Origin of the sequence: Paenibacillus sp. FSL E2-0151 (assembly GCF_037993015.1) — a bacterium.
GTDB classification, from domain to species: Bacteria; Bacillota; Bacilli; order Paenibacillales; family Paenibacillaceae; genus Paenibacillus; species Paenibacillus amylolyticus.
In genome coordinates, this window is sequence record NZ_CP150308.1 from 909,139 (window position 1) to 925,024 (window position 15,886).

Consider the following 15,886-nt stretch of genomic DNA (forward strand, 5'->3'; position numbering starts at 1 on the left):
TTACCGTGATGTTGAATCCATTCCAGTAGATGTTCCATGAATTCATTCCTTTCGGCAGAAGGATTCCGAGGCAGATGCTGCCTATGTTTGTTCGTTTATTTTCCCCTGTTCATGTGAAAAAATACCCTCACGCATCCCAGATCTAACGATTGTGTGAAGTATGCATAAAGAGCAGCCGATTCCATCACAATAGTAGCATTTCCAACAGAAATCCAAGATTGGAGTGTGCTTGTTATGGATAAACAAACAGAATTGACGCGGAAGCTGCTACTGAACAGCAACTCCCGTGGAGTCGTGGACGAGGTTGTATCCTTTGAAGAGAACCTGGAGGATACGGAGTATGCAGAAGAACTGACAGATGGTAATTTGAAGGGCAGAAGTTTCTGGGACAATAGTGATTCGGGTCATGAGCATGAGTGGAATGGACGGGTGGAGACCCACGAGATGTTCCGTAGTAGCTACGAATAACGATCCTGCAACACTTGGTTTGAATTCCAAATGATATCCGGGCCAGCTGTCATCAGCGTGGCTCATTTTTTTGCGCTTATTATCCGATAAAATGTAGATTGGTAGTCGACGCAGAAAGGGTTCTTACTTACGTTGACTTGAAGGTTACGGGATGATAATATATGAATAACATCTTAATACACACTAAACTTATCGGATTATATATATTTAATAAATGGAAGTTAACAGGCTAAGGGTGGAAAGGGGAAATCGGTATGGAACGTCAGATCAGTATCCGTCATGGACAGGAAGAATTAACAGCCACGATTCATTATCCGGTTGTGAAAGATATCAAGGAGGAGAAGAGTCAGCAGCGAGTCCCTCTTGCGGTCATCTGCCACGGCTTCGTTGGTAGCCGGATCGGCGTGGATCGTTTGTTTGTAAAGACTGCACGGGAGCTGGCTGAAGACGGTTATCTGGTCTTGCGTTTCGATTATATCGGTTGCGGAGAGAGCAGTGGGGAGTACGGAGCGGAGGGACTGGAGTCCATGGTGCTGCAGACCCGTTCGGTGCTGGACTACGCGGTGAATTGCAGTGATGTAGATCCTACGCGTGTTACGCTGATTGGTCATAGTCTGGGTGGTGCCGTTGCATTACTAACTGCTGTACGTGACAAACGTGTCAAAAACCTGGTTATGTGGTCCTCCGTGGGTTATCCATTCAATGATATCGTGAAGATTACGGGACGGGAAGTATATGATGAAGGCGTGAAACTGGGTGCGGCTGATTATCTCGGATACAAATTCACACCGCCGTTCTTCGAGTCTCTTGCTGAACAACAGCCATTCCAGGAAGCAGTTAAGTTTAGCGGCGATGTTCTAGTCGTGCACGGCACGTCAGATGAGATTATCCCTGTAGACTATGCATTCCTGTATCAAAAGGTATTCTGGATGCGCCAGGAAGGCCGTTGCGACAAGGAGATCATCTTCCAGGGTGATCACACCTTCTCTTCAGGTAAAGAGCGGGAACAGCTGATTACGCGTACCAGAGAGTGGCTGGGCGAACGTCAGAAGATCGAGCAGGATTGGCAACACTGGATGATATAAGTGGCAGGATTACAACTGTTTGGGGATGTCAGCTTGGAAAAGCGCCTTCTTAAGGGTAAAATAGAGGAGTAAGCATTCTATCCGTGTCTGGAGGTTGGCAGCAATGACATTACCCGCACTTTTCATTGCGCATGGTTCTCCCGCTCTGGCGGTGGAGAGCAATGACTACACTCACTTCTTGAACCAGCTTGGAGACAGGCTGCCGGCTCCGAAAGCCATTGTCGTATTTACGGCGCATTGGGATTGTCCTAAGCCGTCCGTGACGATGGATGATACACATCAGACCTTGCATGATTTTTACGGATTTCCTTCTACGATGTATACGATGGAATACCCTGCATCTGGGCAGCCAGATTTAGCGAACGAGATATGTGCTTTGTTCACCCGCAGCAATCTGGCACATCAGCCGATTCGAGGCCGAGGGCTGGATCATGGCGTATGGGTACCGTTGCTCCATATGTATCCCGAGGCTAACATACCTGTGATTGCTGTATCTGTAGACTCGCTGCGTACGCCGCAGGAACAGTATGATATTGGCCGAATGCTGGAACAGCTACGTCATGATGATGTGTTAATCATTGGCAGCGGTGGAACGGTTCACAATTTGCGATTGCTGGGCAATACGGATGAACCGCAAGAGTGGGCGGTTGAATTTGATAACTGGATTGGGGAGCGCTTGCAGCAGTGGAACACAAGAGAACTGTTTCAATATGAGAAAAAAGCCCCTCATGCACGTACGGCGGTTCCGTCGTATGGTACAGAACACATTGCACCTTTGTTCTATGCCATGGGTACAGCGGATATGTCCCGATCAGCGAAGCGTCTATTCCAGTCTTACCCTTATGGAACGCTCAGTTTAAACTGCTGGCAGTTTGGAGACGGCGTGTAACTTGGAACAGACAACAGCCTGATTATGGTGCTTGAAGCCAGTTTCGTACGGATAACGTGTATTAATGCATACAATTACAATATATAAACAAAAGAAGGTTACTGTACACCCTTGAAGGGCTACAGTAACCTTTTTTTAATACGAGGACTTATTCATGCAATAGATCTTTATTTGCGGATTTCGAACAATTCACAGTCTGTACGCGAATGATAAGCGAGCTCACTGACACTGGATTGTACTACTACGGTGTTGCTGTCAAAACGGATAATGATGCCACCGGAGTCAATCTGGTGATTATCTTTAAAAACTCGAACCTTATACTTCATATTCATGGCTTCCTGGAAGTCCGCATCGGTCTCGAGACGTCGCTGGGTCGGCATATCGTGTACTCCTTTGAAGTTCAACTTTATTTCATCATAATACGATTTTCTGTGGATGGGCAAGTCAGTCAGGCATTCGGGCTGATTTTGAAAAGTAAAAAGCCCTGCTCTCCAGGGGGATTGGGAGCAGGGCCGAGAATTCTATGAATGATTGCTTAAGCTGTTTTTTGAGTAGGGCTAATCGTTGGTGTGTCTTTAGGAAGATTTCCTTTGGTGTTACGAGTGAACAATCCGCGAAGGTAAGGCAGTACCCAGTGATCCAGACCGATTTTACCTGCATTTGCACCAGCAACGACAAGGAAGATTTCCATTACAACCAGTTGAGCATTCGTGCTTACTGTTCCCGAGAAGAGGAACGCGAAGTTCATGACCATAGCCATCAGTGCTGCTAGTGTAGTGAAGCAACCGAGGATGAGACCCAAACCTACAAGGAATTCACCCAATGGGATAACGAAGTCGAACAGTCCTGCGTTTGGTACTGCGAATTTCTCAAGGAACGTTGCCCACCATGCTTGAACTGCTGGATGATCACCTGTTGCTTTTTCTACCGCACCGGCCAAGAACCCGCCAGCTTGGAATCCGCCAGTCAATTTGCTCCATCCGTGAGTCATCCAATCATAACCGATATACACCCGAAGTACTGTCAAAATCCACATTGCTACTTTGTTTTCTCTAAGCCATTGGTTTGTGCTGAACATATGAACCACTCCTTCATGGAATCTAGTGTGTGTTGTTTTTGTTTTTCTAAGTGATCACCTTTGATGTCTTTATTGTATAGTTCAAAAGTTGTTTTGTTTGTGATTAAAATCACAATCTAGTTCAAATTTTAAGTAAGGTTTGAGAAGTTCACATTTAGGACATATTTTTCTGGCTATATGCTGTTTCAAATGTGAATTTCAAGCTGTATCAAGGCCTTCTAGGCGCAGACAAATCGGATGGGGTGTGATTAAATGGAAAGAAATACGTGAAATGGTTGCCCACATGAGACATATATCACAACTTAGAACCAGGCCATATCGTTCAGGAGGTCCTATATTGAAGCTTTTTAAATGGAACAAAGCAGCATGGGCTGCATCTCTGTTTATTCTCTCATTAAGTCTTGTTGCTTGCCAAAACCAGGAGGTGGCGCAGATGCCACTTCAGCCAGAACCGACACCTGCACCTGTACAAGAAGAACACGTGGAGGAAACCAACACGTCTCTCTATACAGCACCTCTGACGGGTCTGCCTGTAGATGAAGCGATTACGCGTCGACCACTCGCCGTAATGATTAATAATGCACCCGCAGCTCGGCCCCAATCGGGTCTAAGTTCAGCCGATATCATTCTTGAAGTTCTCGCTGAGGGAGGCATTACCCGTTTCATAGCCATCTTCCAGAGTGAAGGCGGTGCGGAGACGGTTGGACCCGTTCGCAGTATACGTCCATATCTAATTGAGCTTGGCGAGAGTTATGATGGGGTACTTGTTCACGCCGGAGGCAGTCCGGAGGCGTATTCCATTTTGCAAAGGCAGCAGAAACAGCATATGGATGAAATCTCGAATGGTGGACCTTACTTCTGGCGTTCCTCGGATCGTAAAGCCCCACATAATCTGTATACTTCAGCGGACAAGCTGAGAGAAGGGTCAGACATCAAGGGTTACAGCCATGATTTCAAGTCGCCGGTATACAATTATAACGAAGAAGGCGCGACATCCGTAGGAGAGGCAGTGAAGCAATTTGATATCCATTATTTATTGGATAGTTACCGGGTGACGTATGATTATGATGAAGTTAGCGGACGATATATGAGAATGGTGAATGGCAAGGCAGATCAGGATCTGGATAATGGGACTCAACTTGGTGCAGCAAACATCATTGTGGCAGGTGCAGATCACAAGGTGCTCGATAATGTAGGTCGGTTGTCCGTTAATTTGGAACAGGGCGGGGAAGCCATGCTTTTTCAGAAGGGCAAGATGATTCGTGGGCAGTGGGTGAAGAAGCAGGGGGATATTATACGGTTTGTTCAAGGTGGCAGTGAAGTTGCTCTTGTACCGGGTAAAACCTTTATCAGCATTGTTCCCAATCAACCGGAATTTTCCAGTCATGTGAAGCTGGCTGCGCAGCAATAAAAGGATGTAATGAAAGAAAACAATGAAACATGTATTCATTTTGTTGTCGAAAAGGCATTATATTTGTCCTTAGCGTGAAAAGTAGAATCGTGTCGATTTTGAATTTTGATGTCGAATTGTAAACGCAGTGTAAAATCTTGACTTGAATTTACCATTATTCCAAATAATTAAGATTCATTTCAGATTAATGTGATAAGAATATAAAAAAGGATCACACCTTTTGTACAAACCATGAAACAAATATGATAAGATATCAAAGGTTGTCATTTCATGTTTCATCGGTTGTCGGCAATTTTTCTCGTAAAGGGGATAGAGCTATGAAGCTTAAGAAGAAGAAGGATATATTTTTTGAGACACTGGAGAATATGGCAGATACGGTTGTTCAAGCGGCAGATTATTTCTCCCAGCATGTTTCCAACCTTCAGGATGTGACTCTTTTTGCTAATGAAATGAAGAAGTACGAGTCGAAATGTGATGATTACGTGCATACGATCATTACAGAACTCAACAAAACATTTATCACGCCGATCGAACGCGATGATATTATGGAGCTGACAACAACACTTGATGACGTATTGGACGGACTCGAAGCAACGGCTTCCCGTTTCTATATGTACCAACTGACAGATCCAGATGATGAGTTCGTCATACAGTTTGCTGAAATTTTGCGCCAATCGGCTTACGAAATTCAGAAGGCGATCCATCTGCTGTCCCAGAAAAAATTGCTCGCGATCCGTGAGTATACCATTCGTTTGAATGATCTGGAAAACCAAGGCGACGAAGTGCTGCGCATGTGTATCAAACATCTCTTCGCTACCGTGTCTGATCCGATTGAACTGATCAAGCGTAAGGAAATTTACGAACGTCTTGAGACAACAACGGATGCTTGTGAAGACGTGGCGAACGTGCTTGAATCCATCATTATGCGTAATTCTTAAGGAGCCAGAGAATAATGGAAACAACGATTTGGGTATTGGGTATAGTCGTCTTCCTTGCACTGGCGTTTGACTTCATCAACGGTTTTCACGACACGGCCAATGCCATTGCGACTTCGGTCTCAACCCGAGCACTGACGCCGCGTCGAGCTATTCTTATGGCAGCGGTGATGAACTTTGTCGGTGCGATGATGTTCACAGGCGTTGCGAAGACGATTGGGGGGAGTGTGACCGACCCCACCACGCTGGATAACGGGATAGAGGTCGTCATAGTCACCTTGATATCAGCGATTATCTGGAACCTGGTTACATGGTGGTTTGGTATTCCGTCTTCCTCATCACATGCACTTATTGGAGCCCTTGCAGGTGCCGTACTCGTTGGCGCAGGATCTGATAAAGTGAAATGGAGCGGATTCATTGATATCGTTGGAGGTTTGTTATTATCACCTCTGATCGCATTTGCCATCGGTTATGTGGTCATGACGATTCTCAAATATATTTTCGCCAAACGCAGTCCGCATAACGTGAACAAAGGTTTCCGTACGGTACAGATTTTCACGGCAGCACTGCAAGCATTCACGCATGGTACGAATGATGCACAGAAAGCGATGGGTATTATTACGTTTGCTTTGGTTGCAGCAGGTGTGCAGGATAATCTGGATGTTCCGCTGTGGGTTAAAATCTCAGCAGCAACTGCGATGGCTCTGGGTACATCCATTGGTGGTTGGAAAATCATCAAAACGATGGGTACCAAAATCTTTAAAATTGAACCGATCAACGGATTTGCCGCCGATCTGTCAGCTGCATCCGTTATTTTCACAGCAACGTTGCTTCACCTTCCAGTGAGTACAACGCACGCGATCACATCAGCAATTCTGGGTGTGGGTTCCGCGAAACGTTTCTCTGCTGTGAAATGGGGACTTGCTGGACGTATTATTATTACGTGGTTCATTACGATTCCGATTACTGGGGCACTGGCAGGGTTATTGTACTGGATTATTTTCTAAAAAGAGAAGTTATCCCGAACAAATTCGGAGTTACCAGACAATCTGTTCATAACTGTGTGAATATCGGGATATGTGGATAAATATACAACCAAAATCAAGAGACGCCTGTGCATGAACGTGTGGACAGGCTGGATATGTGGATAGCCATCCGTGGAATGATAAACCAAAAGAAGATATTCCTGTGGATACAGGGAACTGTGGATAGGGAAATGAGAGAAGCCAACAGGGTTGGCTTTTTTTGTTGTCGAGTTTAAATGCGTCTGTGGATATTTTGGACACGTGGGAGACGTACCTATGGTTAAAGTTGTACAATGACGTAAAGATACAGGACAAGGACGTGGTCTAATTTATGATTCGTACACTCGCCATTACACGAGAACATCAAGTCTCCGTTAACGTACCACTTACACAGCTGGATCTGAACGATTATGCCTGGGTATGGGCAGATTTTAACCAGCCTACGGAAGAGGAAAGCCGTTTGCTGGATACATATTTTCATTTTCACCCTTTAGCTATTGAGGACTGTCTGCATGTATTGCAGCGGCCTAAGCTCGATTATTATGATAATCTTCAGTTTCTTGTGCTCCATGCACTGAACCCGTCCACACTGGAAGCCGAGGAGGTTGACTTGTTTCTCGGATCAAACTTCCTAGTGTCTTTTCATCATGGCGTATTGGAGGAAGTGGATGAAGCGTGGGAACGCTTGTTGCACCATGCACATGAACGAACCATCTGGGCGCGAGGTCCGGTGGCAGCAGCCTATACGGTGATGGACAAGTTGGTCGATCATTATTTTCCGTCTCTATTTGCCATTGAGGATGAACTGGCCGAACTGGAGAACCGGGGTGGACAGGAGTCAGTTGAAGACTTGATGAACCAGGTGTTTGATCTGCGGACTCGATTGCTGAAGCTTAGAAGAACCGTAGTACCGATGCGGGATCTGCTCTATCGGGTGGTGAACTCCCAGCATGTGCAGCGAACAGGTGAACATACGGCTTATTTTACCGATATCTATGACCATTTATTGAAGCTGACGGACATGATTGAAGCCGATCGGGAGATGACTGCTGACCTGCGCGATAGTTATATTTCCCTGAACTCCAACCGGATGAATCAGATCATGAAGACACTCACGGTGATTACGACTGTATTTATGCCGCTCACACTGATCGCGGGTATTTATGGCATGAACTTTGCCTATATGCCTGAGCTTCAATGGAAGTTTGGGTATGGGGCTGTGTTGCTGTTGATGTTTGTGCTTGGTGGAAGCATGGTGGCCTGGTTTGTAAAACGGGGCTGGTTTAAGTGAGAACGAGTGTAATCAGATGTTAGTAACATAAACTTGTAATAACGTGTATCCACAGGTAAAATATAACGATATGTGAATAGATTCTGGATGAATTATCCATACATATCATTGTGGAAGGATGGGATACGATGAGATTGGCAGAGGCTCTTGTACTGCGTGCAGATGAGCAGAAGAAGATAGCTCAGCTCAAGCAACGTCTGGAACGCGTAGTTAAAGTTCAGGAAGGTGAACAGCCAGCAGAGGACCCACAGTTGCTTATGATTGACCTGGAGAATACGATCCGGAGCCTGACGGTATTGGTTAAGAAAATTAATAAGACCAATGCACAGACTGACTTCACAGCTGGAGTTACGCTTGCAGATGCCCTTGCAGAGCGGGATGGAATCATGCAAGAAAGAGCATCGTTTAACGAGGTTTTGCAGAATGCGTCCATTCGCCAGGATCGGTACAGTCGTTCTGAAGTGAAGTATGAGCGAACCGTGAACATAGCAGATATTCAACAAAAAGTGGATAGCCTTTCGAAATCCTACCGGGAACTGGATTTTAAAATTCAGGAGAAGAACTGGACCATAGACTTAATCGAGGAATAAAACTGCGTCGGTAACCCTATCCAAATGAAGCGAGCATAACCCACCAACGGGAAGTTGGAAACCTGGTAGACGCTGGGCCATGTCTAACCCATATCATCATTTAGCCCAATATTGTTACAAGAATGCGCAGCATGGATGTATCGTGTATCTTTCTAATTGTTACGACCATATGCAGGTCTTTGGATAGCGGTGAGGGTGGGTAAGGGGAATTGCAGTTTGAACTACATATGAAGAAGGCCACTGGGCCATGATCTCGGGCAGTAATAAATGTCGGGAGATGATGTTTGCCAGGTGGCCTTTCTGATTCTTCTATTAGAAGTTTTGAAAAAAATGTATCCACATGTGAATAACTATTCCGCTTCAACAAGCTGTGTATAACTTATGATGACTTCCTTTTACTCCATTTCAAGAACAAAAGAAGTTGTAGCTGCTTCTTTGCCATTCACAAGAATGGTAAGCGTATGCAGACCGGCATAATATTTTCTCGTTGTGATGACTTTGAACGATTGTTTAGTGGCTACCTTGGTTCTGCCTGTCGGGTACATTTTATCGGAGCATTTGAACCGTTTGGGGGCCTGCTTGCCATTTGCCTTCATATAACCCATCTCATATTCAATTCGCAGCATCTGGGACTCGCCGCTCTCGTTAACGACATCAAACGAAAAATGAAGATCCTCGCCAATGCTAATCGTATCCTGGACAAGCTGAAGCTGCTCAATGTGAATCGAATCCTGCTCGTTATAACCAAAAAGACTCAGTGCTTTGCGATGTCCTTTCTTCAGTAATGACCTGCTGGCATGCCGGACAATCCAGTCTGTGTGTGCATGTTGTCCGTACCAGGTCGTGGCCAGATCCATAACCAGTTCAGGGTGGTCCTTGGAGATGTCATTCAGATGATTGGCGACACTTTTGCGAACATAGAGGGACTCGTCCTGTTTCAATGCATGCAGAATCGGAAGTACAGGTGTTGGATCAGTGATAAAGTTCTGGAGTTTCGCACCCCATGGCAAACGTGGCCGGCTGCCCTCACTGGCAAGTCTGCGGATATGCTCGTTGTTGCTCTCTGCCCACGCCATCATATGTTTCATCGTTTGGATTGGATAATGTTCAATAAACGGGCGTACCGCGAACTCCGAGCTGGAATAAGGTGTGAAGAGGGTCAGATACTTCATGGATAACTCGTAATCCTCTGGGTCAAGTCCGTTCACTTCGATAAAATCCGGTACAAACAGATATTCAACGCCTCTCATCGTCGGGGCGGCTTGTTCGATAATATGTAATGCTTCCTCATAATTGTCCGGCAGTACCTGGGTCAAAGCCAGTGTGATTCTGCGAATGCGCGCTTTGAATTCCAACTGTTCCCAGCCTTCGGCGAAAACCAATTCATGAAATTGCTGTGTATCCAGCTTAGGGTAGAATTGACGCATCTGTTCGCCGGTCCGATCGATTAATGCGGGAGTGTATTTATCTTTGATAAGTTCCATGGTCCGCCTCCTTTAGTTACTATCCAGTATACCTCAAATTACAGAAATAAGAACGTAAGTTCCTGGAATTTATTTGTATACGGATGGACGGTGTTAAGGCACCCGCCTTCTGTAAGGGGGTGCCTTAATCTTCTTAACCTTTGTGACTTTTGGGACGGCGCTTCGTGGAATTGGATTTGCGACGGGTTGGAGTCGTATTACGGCGACGTGGAACATTCGTTGCTTTGTTCCGACGTTTGTTTTTGCGTTTGCGGGACGGCTTATATTCTTCATAGTCTGCATCGGCCGCGCTGCTATCCGTTTTTCCTTTTCCAAAAGGCAGAATGCCCATAACAAGTTTCATCATCGGAGCCATCTGCTGGATACCACCGACGACCTTTTGCATTTTGCCTATTCCAGTCATGATTCCATCAATACCGCCGAAGCGGTCGATCATTCCTTTTAACTCACCGATGTTGGCTAATGAAAAGCCGGAACTGCCAGTAGCAGGCGCCGGTACCGGAGCTGGGGGAAGAACCTGAGCTGCACCTCCATAAAAGTTCCCGCCAGCCACACCTTGCCCATAGGGTACGACTGCAGAAGCTTCGACTTCACCAAAGCCCGGGTAATGGGGCTCTACTCCAGGATACATCGGTTGAATCTGAGTTTCATTTAAAGACCTCGGAACCACACCGGGCGGCATATAGGCAGAAGTATGTGCCTGCCGATGAGCATGAGAAGACGGACGCTGCCCTGGTGCTGGCTGGCGGTGATAATAATGCTGTGGCATGAACAATCACGTTCCTTCTATTGGATTTCGGAATTGCGTTCCATGAGTTGCATGACAGATGTACATCATAGACCCTTGTGGAACTCCCTTTTGTTATACTGTATGTCATTCGCGGAGAGACGGCGTAGGCGGGTATCCCGGAAAACGGGATATTTGCGGATTTGGGCGCATGTAAGATGGCAGGTTCACGAAGAGTAAAATGAAGTTTAGACACAAAATTGTAACATTTAGGAGGATTGAAATCCTACATAAGTAATCGGATATATACAGGTGAAAACTGGGAAAAAGCGCGGAAATTTCGCCCGATGTACACGAGGGGAGGACAATAGTACCTTTTGTAAGCGGTAACATGTATTTTTATTCTGTAGTGCGTGAAATCGGTAACGCTTGAAATACCAACTCAGGGTGAGTACAATGTAGGTACACAGTAACCGCTAGGGGATGATGATGAAATGCAGCTGAAAAAGCTAAATGATAAAAGCATTGAACAACTATTCGAGGCTATTTTGACGCTAAAAGATATTGAAGAGTGTTATGTTTTCTTTGATGACCTCTGCACAGTTAACGAGATCCAATCCATGTCCCAGCGGCTGGAAGTGGCTCGTATGTTGGGTAAAGGCAATACGTATAACCAGATTGAAGCAGAGACAGGTGCGAGTACAGCTACAATTTCACGTGTGAAACGCTGCCTGAATTACGGTAATGATGGTTATAAAATGACGCTGGAACGCCTGGGACGCTAACATGAAGAAGCCGGGTGTACTCATCATCAGTCACGGTTCACAGGAGCAGACCTGGGTGGAATCCGTCGATGACGCGATCTCCCGGTTGAATCTGCCTGTTCCATTACCGGTTGAAGCCGGTTTTCTTGAACTTGTGGAAGGACGCCTGATCCAGGACGGTATCGACCGACTGGAAGCACAAGGCGTAACCGATATTCTGGTCGTACCTCTATTTGTTTCGTCCGGCAGTACACATGTGGATGAAATTGAATATGCCATTGGTGCAAAGGAAACACCTGATCGCGAAACGGATCTGGAACCGTTCGATGTGAAGGCTCGGGTTCACTTCGGTTATCCGGTGGATAACGATCCGGATATTGCCGTGATGGTGTGGGACAAAGTCCGAGTACTGTCGCAGCAACCGGAGGAAGAAACGATTCTGCTGGTTGGCCATGGGAGTATTCATGATGGTTTTCGCGAGCGTTGGGAAGCCGGAATTTCTTCCCTTGCAGAGCGTGTGCAGGAAGTTAGTGATGTAGCCCATACGGATTATGCATTGCTGAATCCGGAGAGTGTGTACGACAAAGTGAAGTATTGGAGCGAAGAGCGGGGGAACCAAGTCATTGTGGCGCCGCTGTTTTTGAGTGCCGGTTATTTCACGAGGAACGTTATCCCGGGTCGGTTGCAAGAACTGAACTATGTGTACAGCGGTGAGACACTGTTGCCACATCCATTGCTTGGGCAGTGGCTGGAGCGCCAGATCCAGATTTTGCTGGAGAGATGTAATGAAGTTAAAGCTTCTTCTTGAAGTGATCGCTTTGGCATAGGTGTGTGATCGCATCGCTCGTAGTAATGCAGTATCAATTGATTTGAACTCCATAGCTTCATAAACAATCAAACCACGTCGAAGGACGTGGTTTTTGTTTGTTGTAGATCACTTGAAAGAGATTGGGTTATCCATTAATGGGTGCGTGCAATTGCAGATGTAGCTCCAGTAAATTTATTAATTGGTCAACGATCTCCTCGGCCGGATATGGCATGGAATTCATAATCCACCACTCCAGGAGGCCCACAGCAGCGGAAGCAAGAAACTGTATGGTGATCTCTTTTTTCATACCTTCCTGGATGCCACAGGCATCCATCTGTTCCTCCACTCCCTGGACCAACAATGTCATCAACTTACTACGGAACGCTGGAATACCTTTTTTAGTTAGAAGTGTGGTATAGGTAGAGGCATGCTGTTCCAGATAACTGAAGGTTCGGAGCAACGCATCCTTGGCCGTAACGGGTGTTGTAGTAGGGCTTTCGATCATACAGGCATCCAACAACCGCTGCAAATAGGTCTCAATGCATTGATCCAACAGGTCGAACTTGTCAGCGTAATGCAAATAGATGGTTCCTCGGTTTACATTAGCCCGATCAGCAATATCGTTTATCGTAATTTGCTCAAAATCCTGTTCCTCCAGTAACCCCACAAAAGCTTCAATTATTGCCTTTCGTGTCTTGAGTACTCGTCTGTCCATGGCCCCTCCTATGATGGTTTTCAACAATAAGGAATCATTCGTTGATTATTCAACAAAAACGGATATTTTAACGATTGAAGCACAGTAGGTGCTTTGTTACTCTTATTTTATCAACAAATGTTGATAAAACAACGATTATTTATAAAATATGAAATTGAGGGATAACCAATGAAGATATTAGTGTATGGTGCGGGGGTTTTGGGCAGTCAACTGGCACAAGTTCTGGTACGTGGCGGGAATGATGTTACTATTCTGGCTAGAGGGAAGCGGGCAGAGGAGCTGGAGAAGGATGGAATCGTCATCCGGCATATTTTTCAATTCAAAACGACAGTTGATCAGGTTCGGGTAGCCAGAACGTTGGAAGTGGATGACCAATATGATCTGATTTTTGTTGTCATGAAATATAACGATTTTCCTTCAGTGTTACCTATCCTGGCAGACAATCAGAGCAGCAATATTGTGATTGTGGGAAACAACGCAGATGCACGAAGCATGCAAAACTTTTTGGAGGAAAACAGCAGGGTAGCAAAACAGGTCGCGTTTGGATTCCATGTGAGTGCAGGGAAGCGGGAAAAGGACCGCATGTTATCGGTCGGTGGAGGCAGCGGACAAATGGTAATTGGAAGTCTGGACGGTGAAATAGGCTTTAAACCTTTGCTGGATCAAGCTTTCCAACATGTGAAATACAAGTTAAATGTTCTGAGCGATATTGATGCCTGGCTGAAAAGCCATATCATCCCCATTCTGATGCTTAATGCGGTGAGCTTTAATGAGAAGCGTGAGTTGATCAAGTTGGACGGGAACAGAAAGCAAATCCAACATATGATTAGGGCGATGGATGAAGGCTTTAGCGTACTTGAGGCTATGGGCATAACGATTATACCGGAGATTCAGGCTAAAATGATCCGCAAGCATCAACGGATGTTGTACCTTCTGTTGAAGATCTATAGCATGCTTCCGGTTCATAAGCTGGTCGCGGGTTCTTTTGGAGAGATTGAGGCGTTAAATAATGCATTTACCGATTGGAAAAAGACAACAGGCATCCCGACTCCCCATTGGGACGTACTGAAAAGAGATTTTACTTCCCTTAAATGAAGTGTTGCTCATTAACCCAATACCGACTACAATAAAACCAACTAATAAAATGGGGATAAGGAGATATACAGATGCGGGAAGTGCCCATGCGTTATGTGAAAGCAAATCAGGTCGGTATTGTATTGTTTGTTTTACTCTCGTTTGTGTTCAATCCAATTGTAGTTCTGGGAGCGCTCTGGAGCATTCAGGTGGTTGGTCTGGCTTCCAGTGGCAAGCTTAATCTGTTTGTGCAGATTGGGAAAGCTGTGTTGACTGGTAAAGGTACAGAGACGCAGGCGGTGGAGCTACAGCGATTCAACAATATTCTGGCCGTGCTCTTCCTGTCTTTGGCACTCATCTCGTTCTCGCTTGGTTGGGTAGGCGCAGGTTATGTATTCTCCGTCATGCTTCTCGCGGCTGCAAGCGCGGCACTGCTGGGTTATTGTGTAGGCTGTACCGTCTATTTCTGGTATAAACAGCTGCGTGCAGGCAGAAAAATCGGATTTTGAGGTTATCTGATGAGCGATACGATGACAGAATAACTTATTCTTCGAGTAAGGATAAAGACGAGTCATGTTCCGAGGAGCTTTCTTGCGGCAAGCTTTTAGCTGGACCTATATGGCGATCGGGATACGATCGCATTATAATGAAATCCCCCTCAAGTGAGCTGCCACTTGAAGGGGATTTTTTTTATCTGAACCAGGCCTTATTTAAATTGTTGGTAAAATTGTTATCGTTGAAAGGCACGTTGGCGCTACCGAAGTTTGTCGTGTTGAGTGCATTTCGTGCCGCAGAAGTCAGATCGTCCCATCCGATTAAAGGCTGAGTTCCGCCAACAGCATTAGTAACGCCAAGCTCATGGTTCAGCGGCCAGGTACTATTATAGGAAATCAACGGATGGTTACCTTGTGTATTGTTATTGCTCGGTGTAACTTTTGTAAACTGGCCGTGACCGGAATATGCGATAGAGAGGATTTTGGAATTGGGAGCTGCCGGATTATCGACCCACACGACGATTCCTTCCCAATCATGACGATGGCCGAGTCCAGAGGAAGGGGAGTCTTTGGGGAAATACCACGAATACATGATAGCCCACACCCCATTGTGCCATGCGGAGCGGGAGTAGATCTGCCCTGTGTTTGAGCTACAGTTCCCATTCGATGACCCGGACGTATTCAAGCCAGCGCTGGTATTGCCCTGTTGATCCACTGCGGGAAAAGGTACACAACCATGATAGACTTTTAGAAATGGCTGAAAACGCTTGGCTGCTTGTTGCATTACGGTGACTGGGGAGACTTCCTGAAATCCGACAACCTGATCATGATTAATTTCTGCTGCTTCAACAACGGTGACCCAAGGAATACATGCCATAAGAAAGACCAGGAGCATTAACACGATTTTTTTCATTTACAATTCTCCTTCAAGGGTATGATGTGGTGTTAAATTGAGGTTGCACTAAAACTATATTGGAAAAAGGTTTATGTTATTTATCTTTTCATCTTAAGATTTGTAAATTTGTAGCATATCTATGTCATAATCATA

The 15,886-nt window shown here is 45.7% G+C and carries 18 protein-coding genes; 12 read left to right on the forward strand and 6 right to left on the reverse strand.

The window, feature by feature from the left end:
• The first annotated feature begins 234 nt into the window (after nt 1-234).
• The 3 genes from MHI55_RS04270 to MHI55_RS04280 all read left to right on the forward strand — a co-directional run bounded on the left by MHI55_RS04270 (nt 235) and on the right by MHI55_RS04280 (nt 2,442).
• A complete protein-coding gene (locus MHI55_RS04270; RefSeq protein ID WP_340388971.1) occupies nt 235-468 on the forward strand; it encodes a hypothetical protein in 234 nt (77 codons plus the stop codon).
• Nucleotides 469-722: 254 nt separating this feature from the next.
• Nucleotides 723-1,553, forward strand: coding sequence for an alpha/beta fold hydrolase (locus MHI55_RS04275; RefSeq protein ID WP_340388973.1), 831 nt, complete (start codon nt 723-725; stop codon nt 1,551-1,553).
• 103 nt (nt 1,554-1,656) lie between these two features.
• Nucleotides 1,657-2,442, forward strand: coding sequence for a class III extradiol ring-cleavage dioxygenase (locus MHI55_RS04280; RefSeq protein ID WP_100526323.1), 786 nt, complete (start codon nt 1,657-1,659; stop codon nt 2,440-2,442).
• A gap of 167 nt (nt 2,443-2,609) precedes the next feature.
• Here MHI55_RS04280 and MHI55_RS04285 read toward each other — a convergent pair whose 3' ends face one another.
• Together MHI55_RS04285 and MHI55_RS04290 are read right to left on the reverse strand one after the other, a co-directional pair.
• On the reverse strand, nt 2,610-2,822 hold the full coding sequence (locus tag MHI55_RS04285) for a hypothetical protein (RefSeq protein ID WP_017690673.1): 213 nt from the start codon (nt 2,820-2,822) through the stop codon (nt 2,610-2,612).
• A gap of 155 nt (nt 2,823-2,977) precedes the next feature.
• Nucleotides 2,978-3,520, reverse strand: a complete 543-nt coding sequence (locus tag MHI55_RS04290; protein ID WP_340388975.1) for a DoxX family protein — start codon at nt 3,518-3,520, stop codon at nt 2,978-2,980.
• 337 nt (nt 3,521-3,857) lie between these two features.
• Here MHI55_RS04290 and MHI55_RS04295 point away from each other — a divergent pair, with 337 nt between their 5' ends.
• The 5 genes from MHI55_RS04295 to MHI55_RS04315 all read left to right on the forward strand — a co-directional run bounded on the left by MHI55_RS04295 (nt 3,858) and on the right by MHI55_RS04315 (nt 8,772).
• The gene (locus MHI55_RS04295) at nt 3,858-4,931 is read left to right on the forward strand and encodes a DUF3048 domain-containing protein (protein WP_340388978.1); all 1,074 of its coding nucleotides are present in this window, start codon (nt 3,858-3,860) and stop codon (nt 4,929-4,931) included.
• Between the two features lie 317 nt (nt 4,932-5,248).
• Nucleotides 5,249-5,869 (forward strand): DUF47 family protein, encoded by a 621-nt coding sequence (locus MHI55_RS04300; protein ID WP_017690670.1) that lies wholly within the window; start codon nt 5,249-5,251, stop codon nt 5,867-5,869.
• 14 nt (nt 5,870-5,883) lie between these two features.
• Complete coding sequence (locus MHI55_RS04305) at nt 5,884-6,873, forward strand: inorganic phosphate transporter (protein ID WP_036668387.1); 990 nt, start codon at nt 5,884-5,886, stop codon at nt 6,871-6,873.
• Between the two features lie 349 nt (nt 6,874-7,222).
• Complete coding sequence (gene corA / locus MHI55_RS04310; RefSeq protein WP_036668386.1) at nt 7,223-8,182, forward strand: magnesium/cobalt transporter CorA; 960 nt, start codon at nt 7,223-7,225, stop codon at nt 8,180-8,182.
• Between the two features lie 128 nt (nt 8,183-8,310).
• A complete protein-coding gene (locus tag MHI55_RS04315) occupies nt 8,311-8,772 on the forward strand; it encodes a DIP1984 family protein (protein WP_036668384.1) in 462 nt (153 codons plus the stop codon).
• A gap of 395 nt (nt 8,773-9,167) precedes the next feature.
• Here MHI55_RS04315 and MHI55_RS04320 read toward each other — a convergent pair whose 3' ends face one another.
• Nucleotides 9,168-10,256: a DNA alkylation repair protein gene (locus MHI55_RS04320; protein WP_338707752.1), complete on the reverse strand. Its 1,089-nt coding sequence runs from the start codon at nt 10,254-10,256 to the stop codon at nt 9,168-9,170.
• Nucleotides 10,257-10,389: 133 nt separating this feature from the next.
• Complete coding sequence (locus MHI55_RS04325; protein ID WP_338707753.1) at nt 10,390-11,025, reverse strand: hypothetical protein; 636 nt, start codon at nt 11,023-11,025, stop codon at nt 10,390-10,392.
• Between the two features lie 452 nt (nt 11,026-11,477).
• Here MHI55_RS04325 and MHI55_RS04330 point away from each other — a divergent pair, with 452 nt between their 5' ends.
• A complete protein-coding gene (locus MHI55_RS04330) occupies nt 11,478-11,768 on the forward strand; it encodes a YerC/YecD family TrpR-related protein (RefSeq protein ID WP_017690665.1) in 291 nt (96 codons plus the stop codon).
• Nucleotide 11,769: 1 nt separating this feature from the next.
• A complete protein-coding gene (locus MHI55_RS04335) occupies nt 11,770-12,555 on the forward strand; it encodes a CbiX/SirB N-terminal domain-containing protein (RefSeq protein WP_340388980.1) in 786 nt (261 codons plus the stop codon).
• Between the two features lie 145 nt (nt 12,556-12,700).
• Here MHI55_RS04335 and MHI55_RS04340 read toward each other — a convergent pair whose 3' ends face one another.
• On the reverse strand, nt 12,701-13,270 hold the full coding sequence (locus MHI55_RS04340) for a TetR/AcrR family transcriptional regulator (protein WP_036606049.1): 570 nt from the start codon (nt 13,268-13,270) through the stop codon (nt 12,701-12,703).
• A gap of 168 nt (nt 13,271-13,438) precedes the next feature.
• Here MHI55_RS04340 and MHI55_RS04345 point away from each other — a divergent pair, with 168 nt between their 5' ends.
• Complete coding sequence (locus MHI55_RS04345) at nt 13,439-14,365, forward strand: 2-dehydropantoate 2-reductase N-terminal domain-containing protein (RefSeq protein ID WP_340388982.1); 927 nt, start codon at nt 13,439-13,441, stop codon at nt 14,363-14,365.
• A 71-nt stretch (nt 14,366-14,436) separates the two neighbouring features.
• Nucleotides 14,437-14,853, forward strand: coding sequence for a DUF4395 domain-containing protein (locus MHI55_RS04350; RefSeq protein ID WP_340388984.1), 417 nt, complete (start codon nt 14,437-14,439; stop codon nt 14,851-14,853).
• A 181-nt stretch (nt 14,854-15,034) separates the two neighbouring features.
• Here the strand turns inward: MHI55_RS04350 and MHI55_RS04355 are convergent, their stop codons facing one another.
• The gene (locus MHI55_RS04355) at nt 15,035-15,751 is read right to left on the reverse strand and encodes an NPP1 family protein (RefSeq protein ID WP_036668377.1); all 717 of its coding nucleotides are present in this window, start codon (nt 15,749-15,751) and stop codon (nt 15,035-15,037) included.
• Nucleotides 15,752-15,886 lie beyond the last annotated feature (135 nt).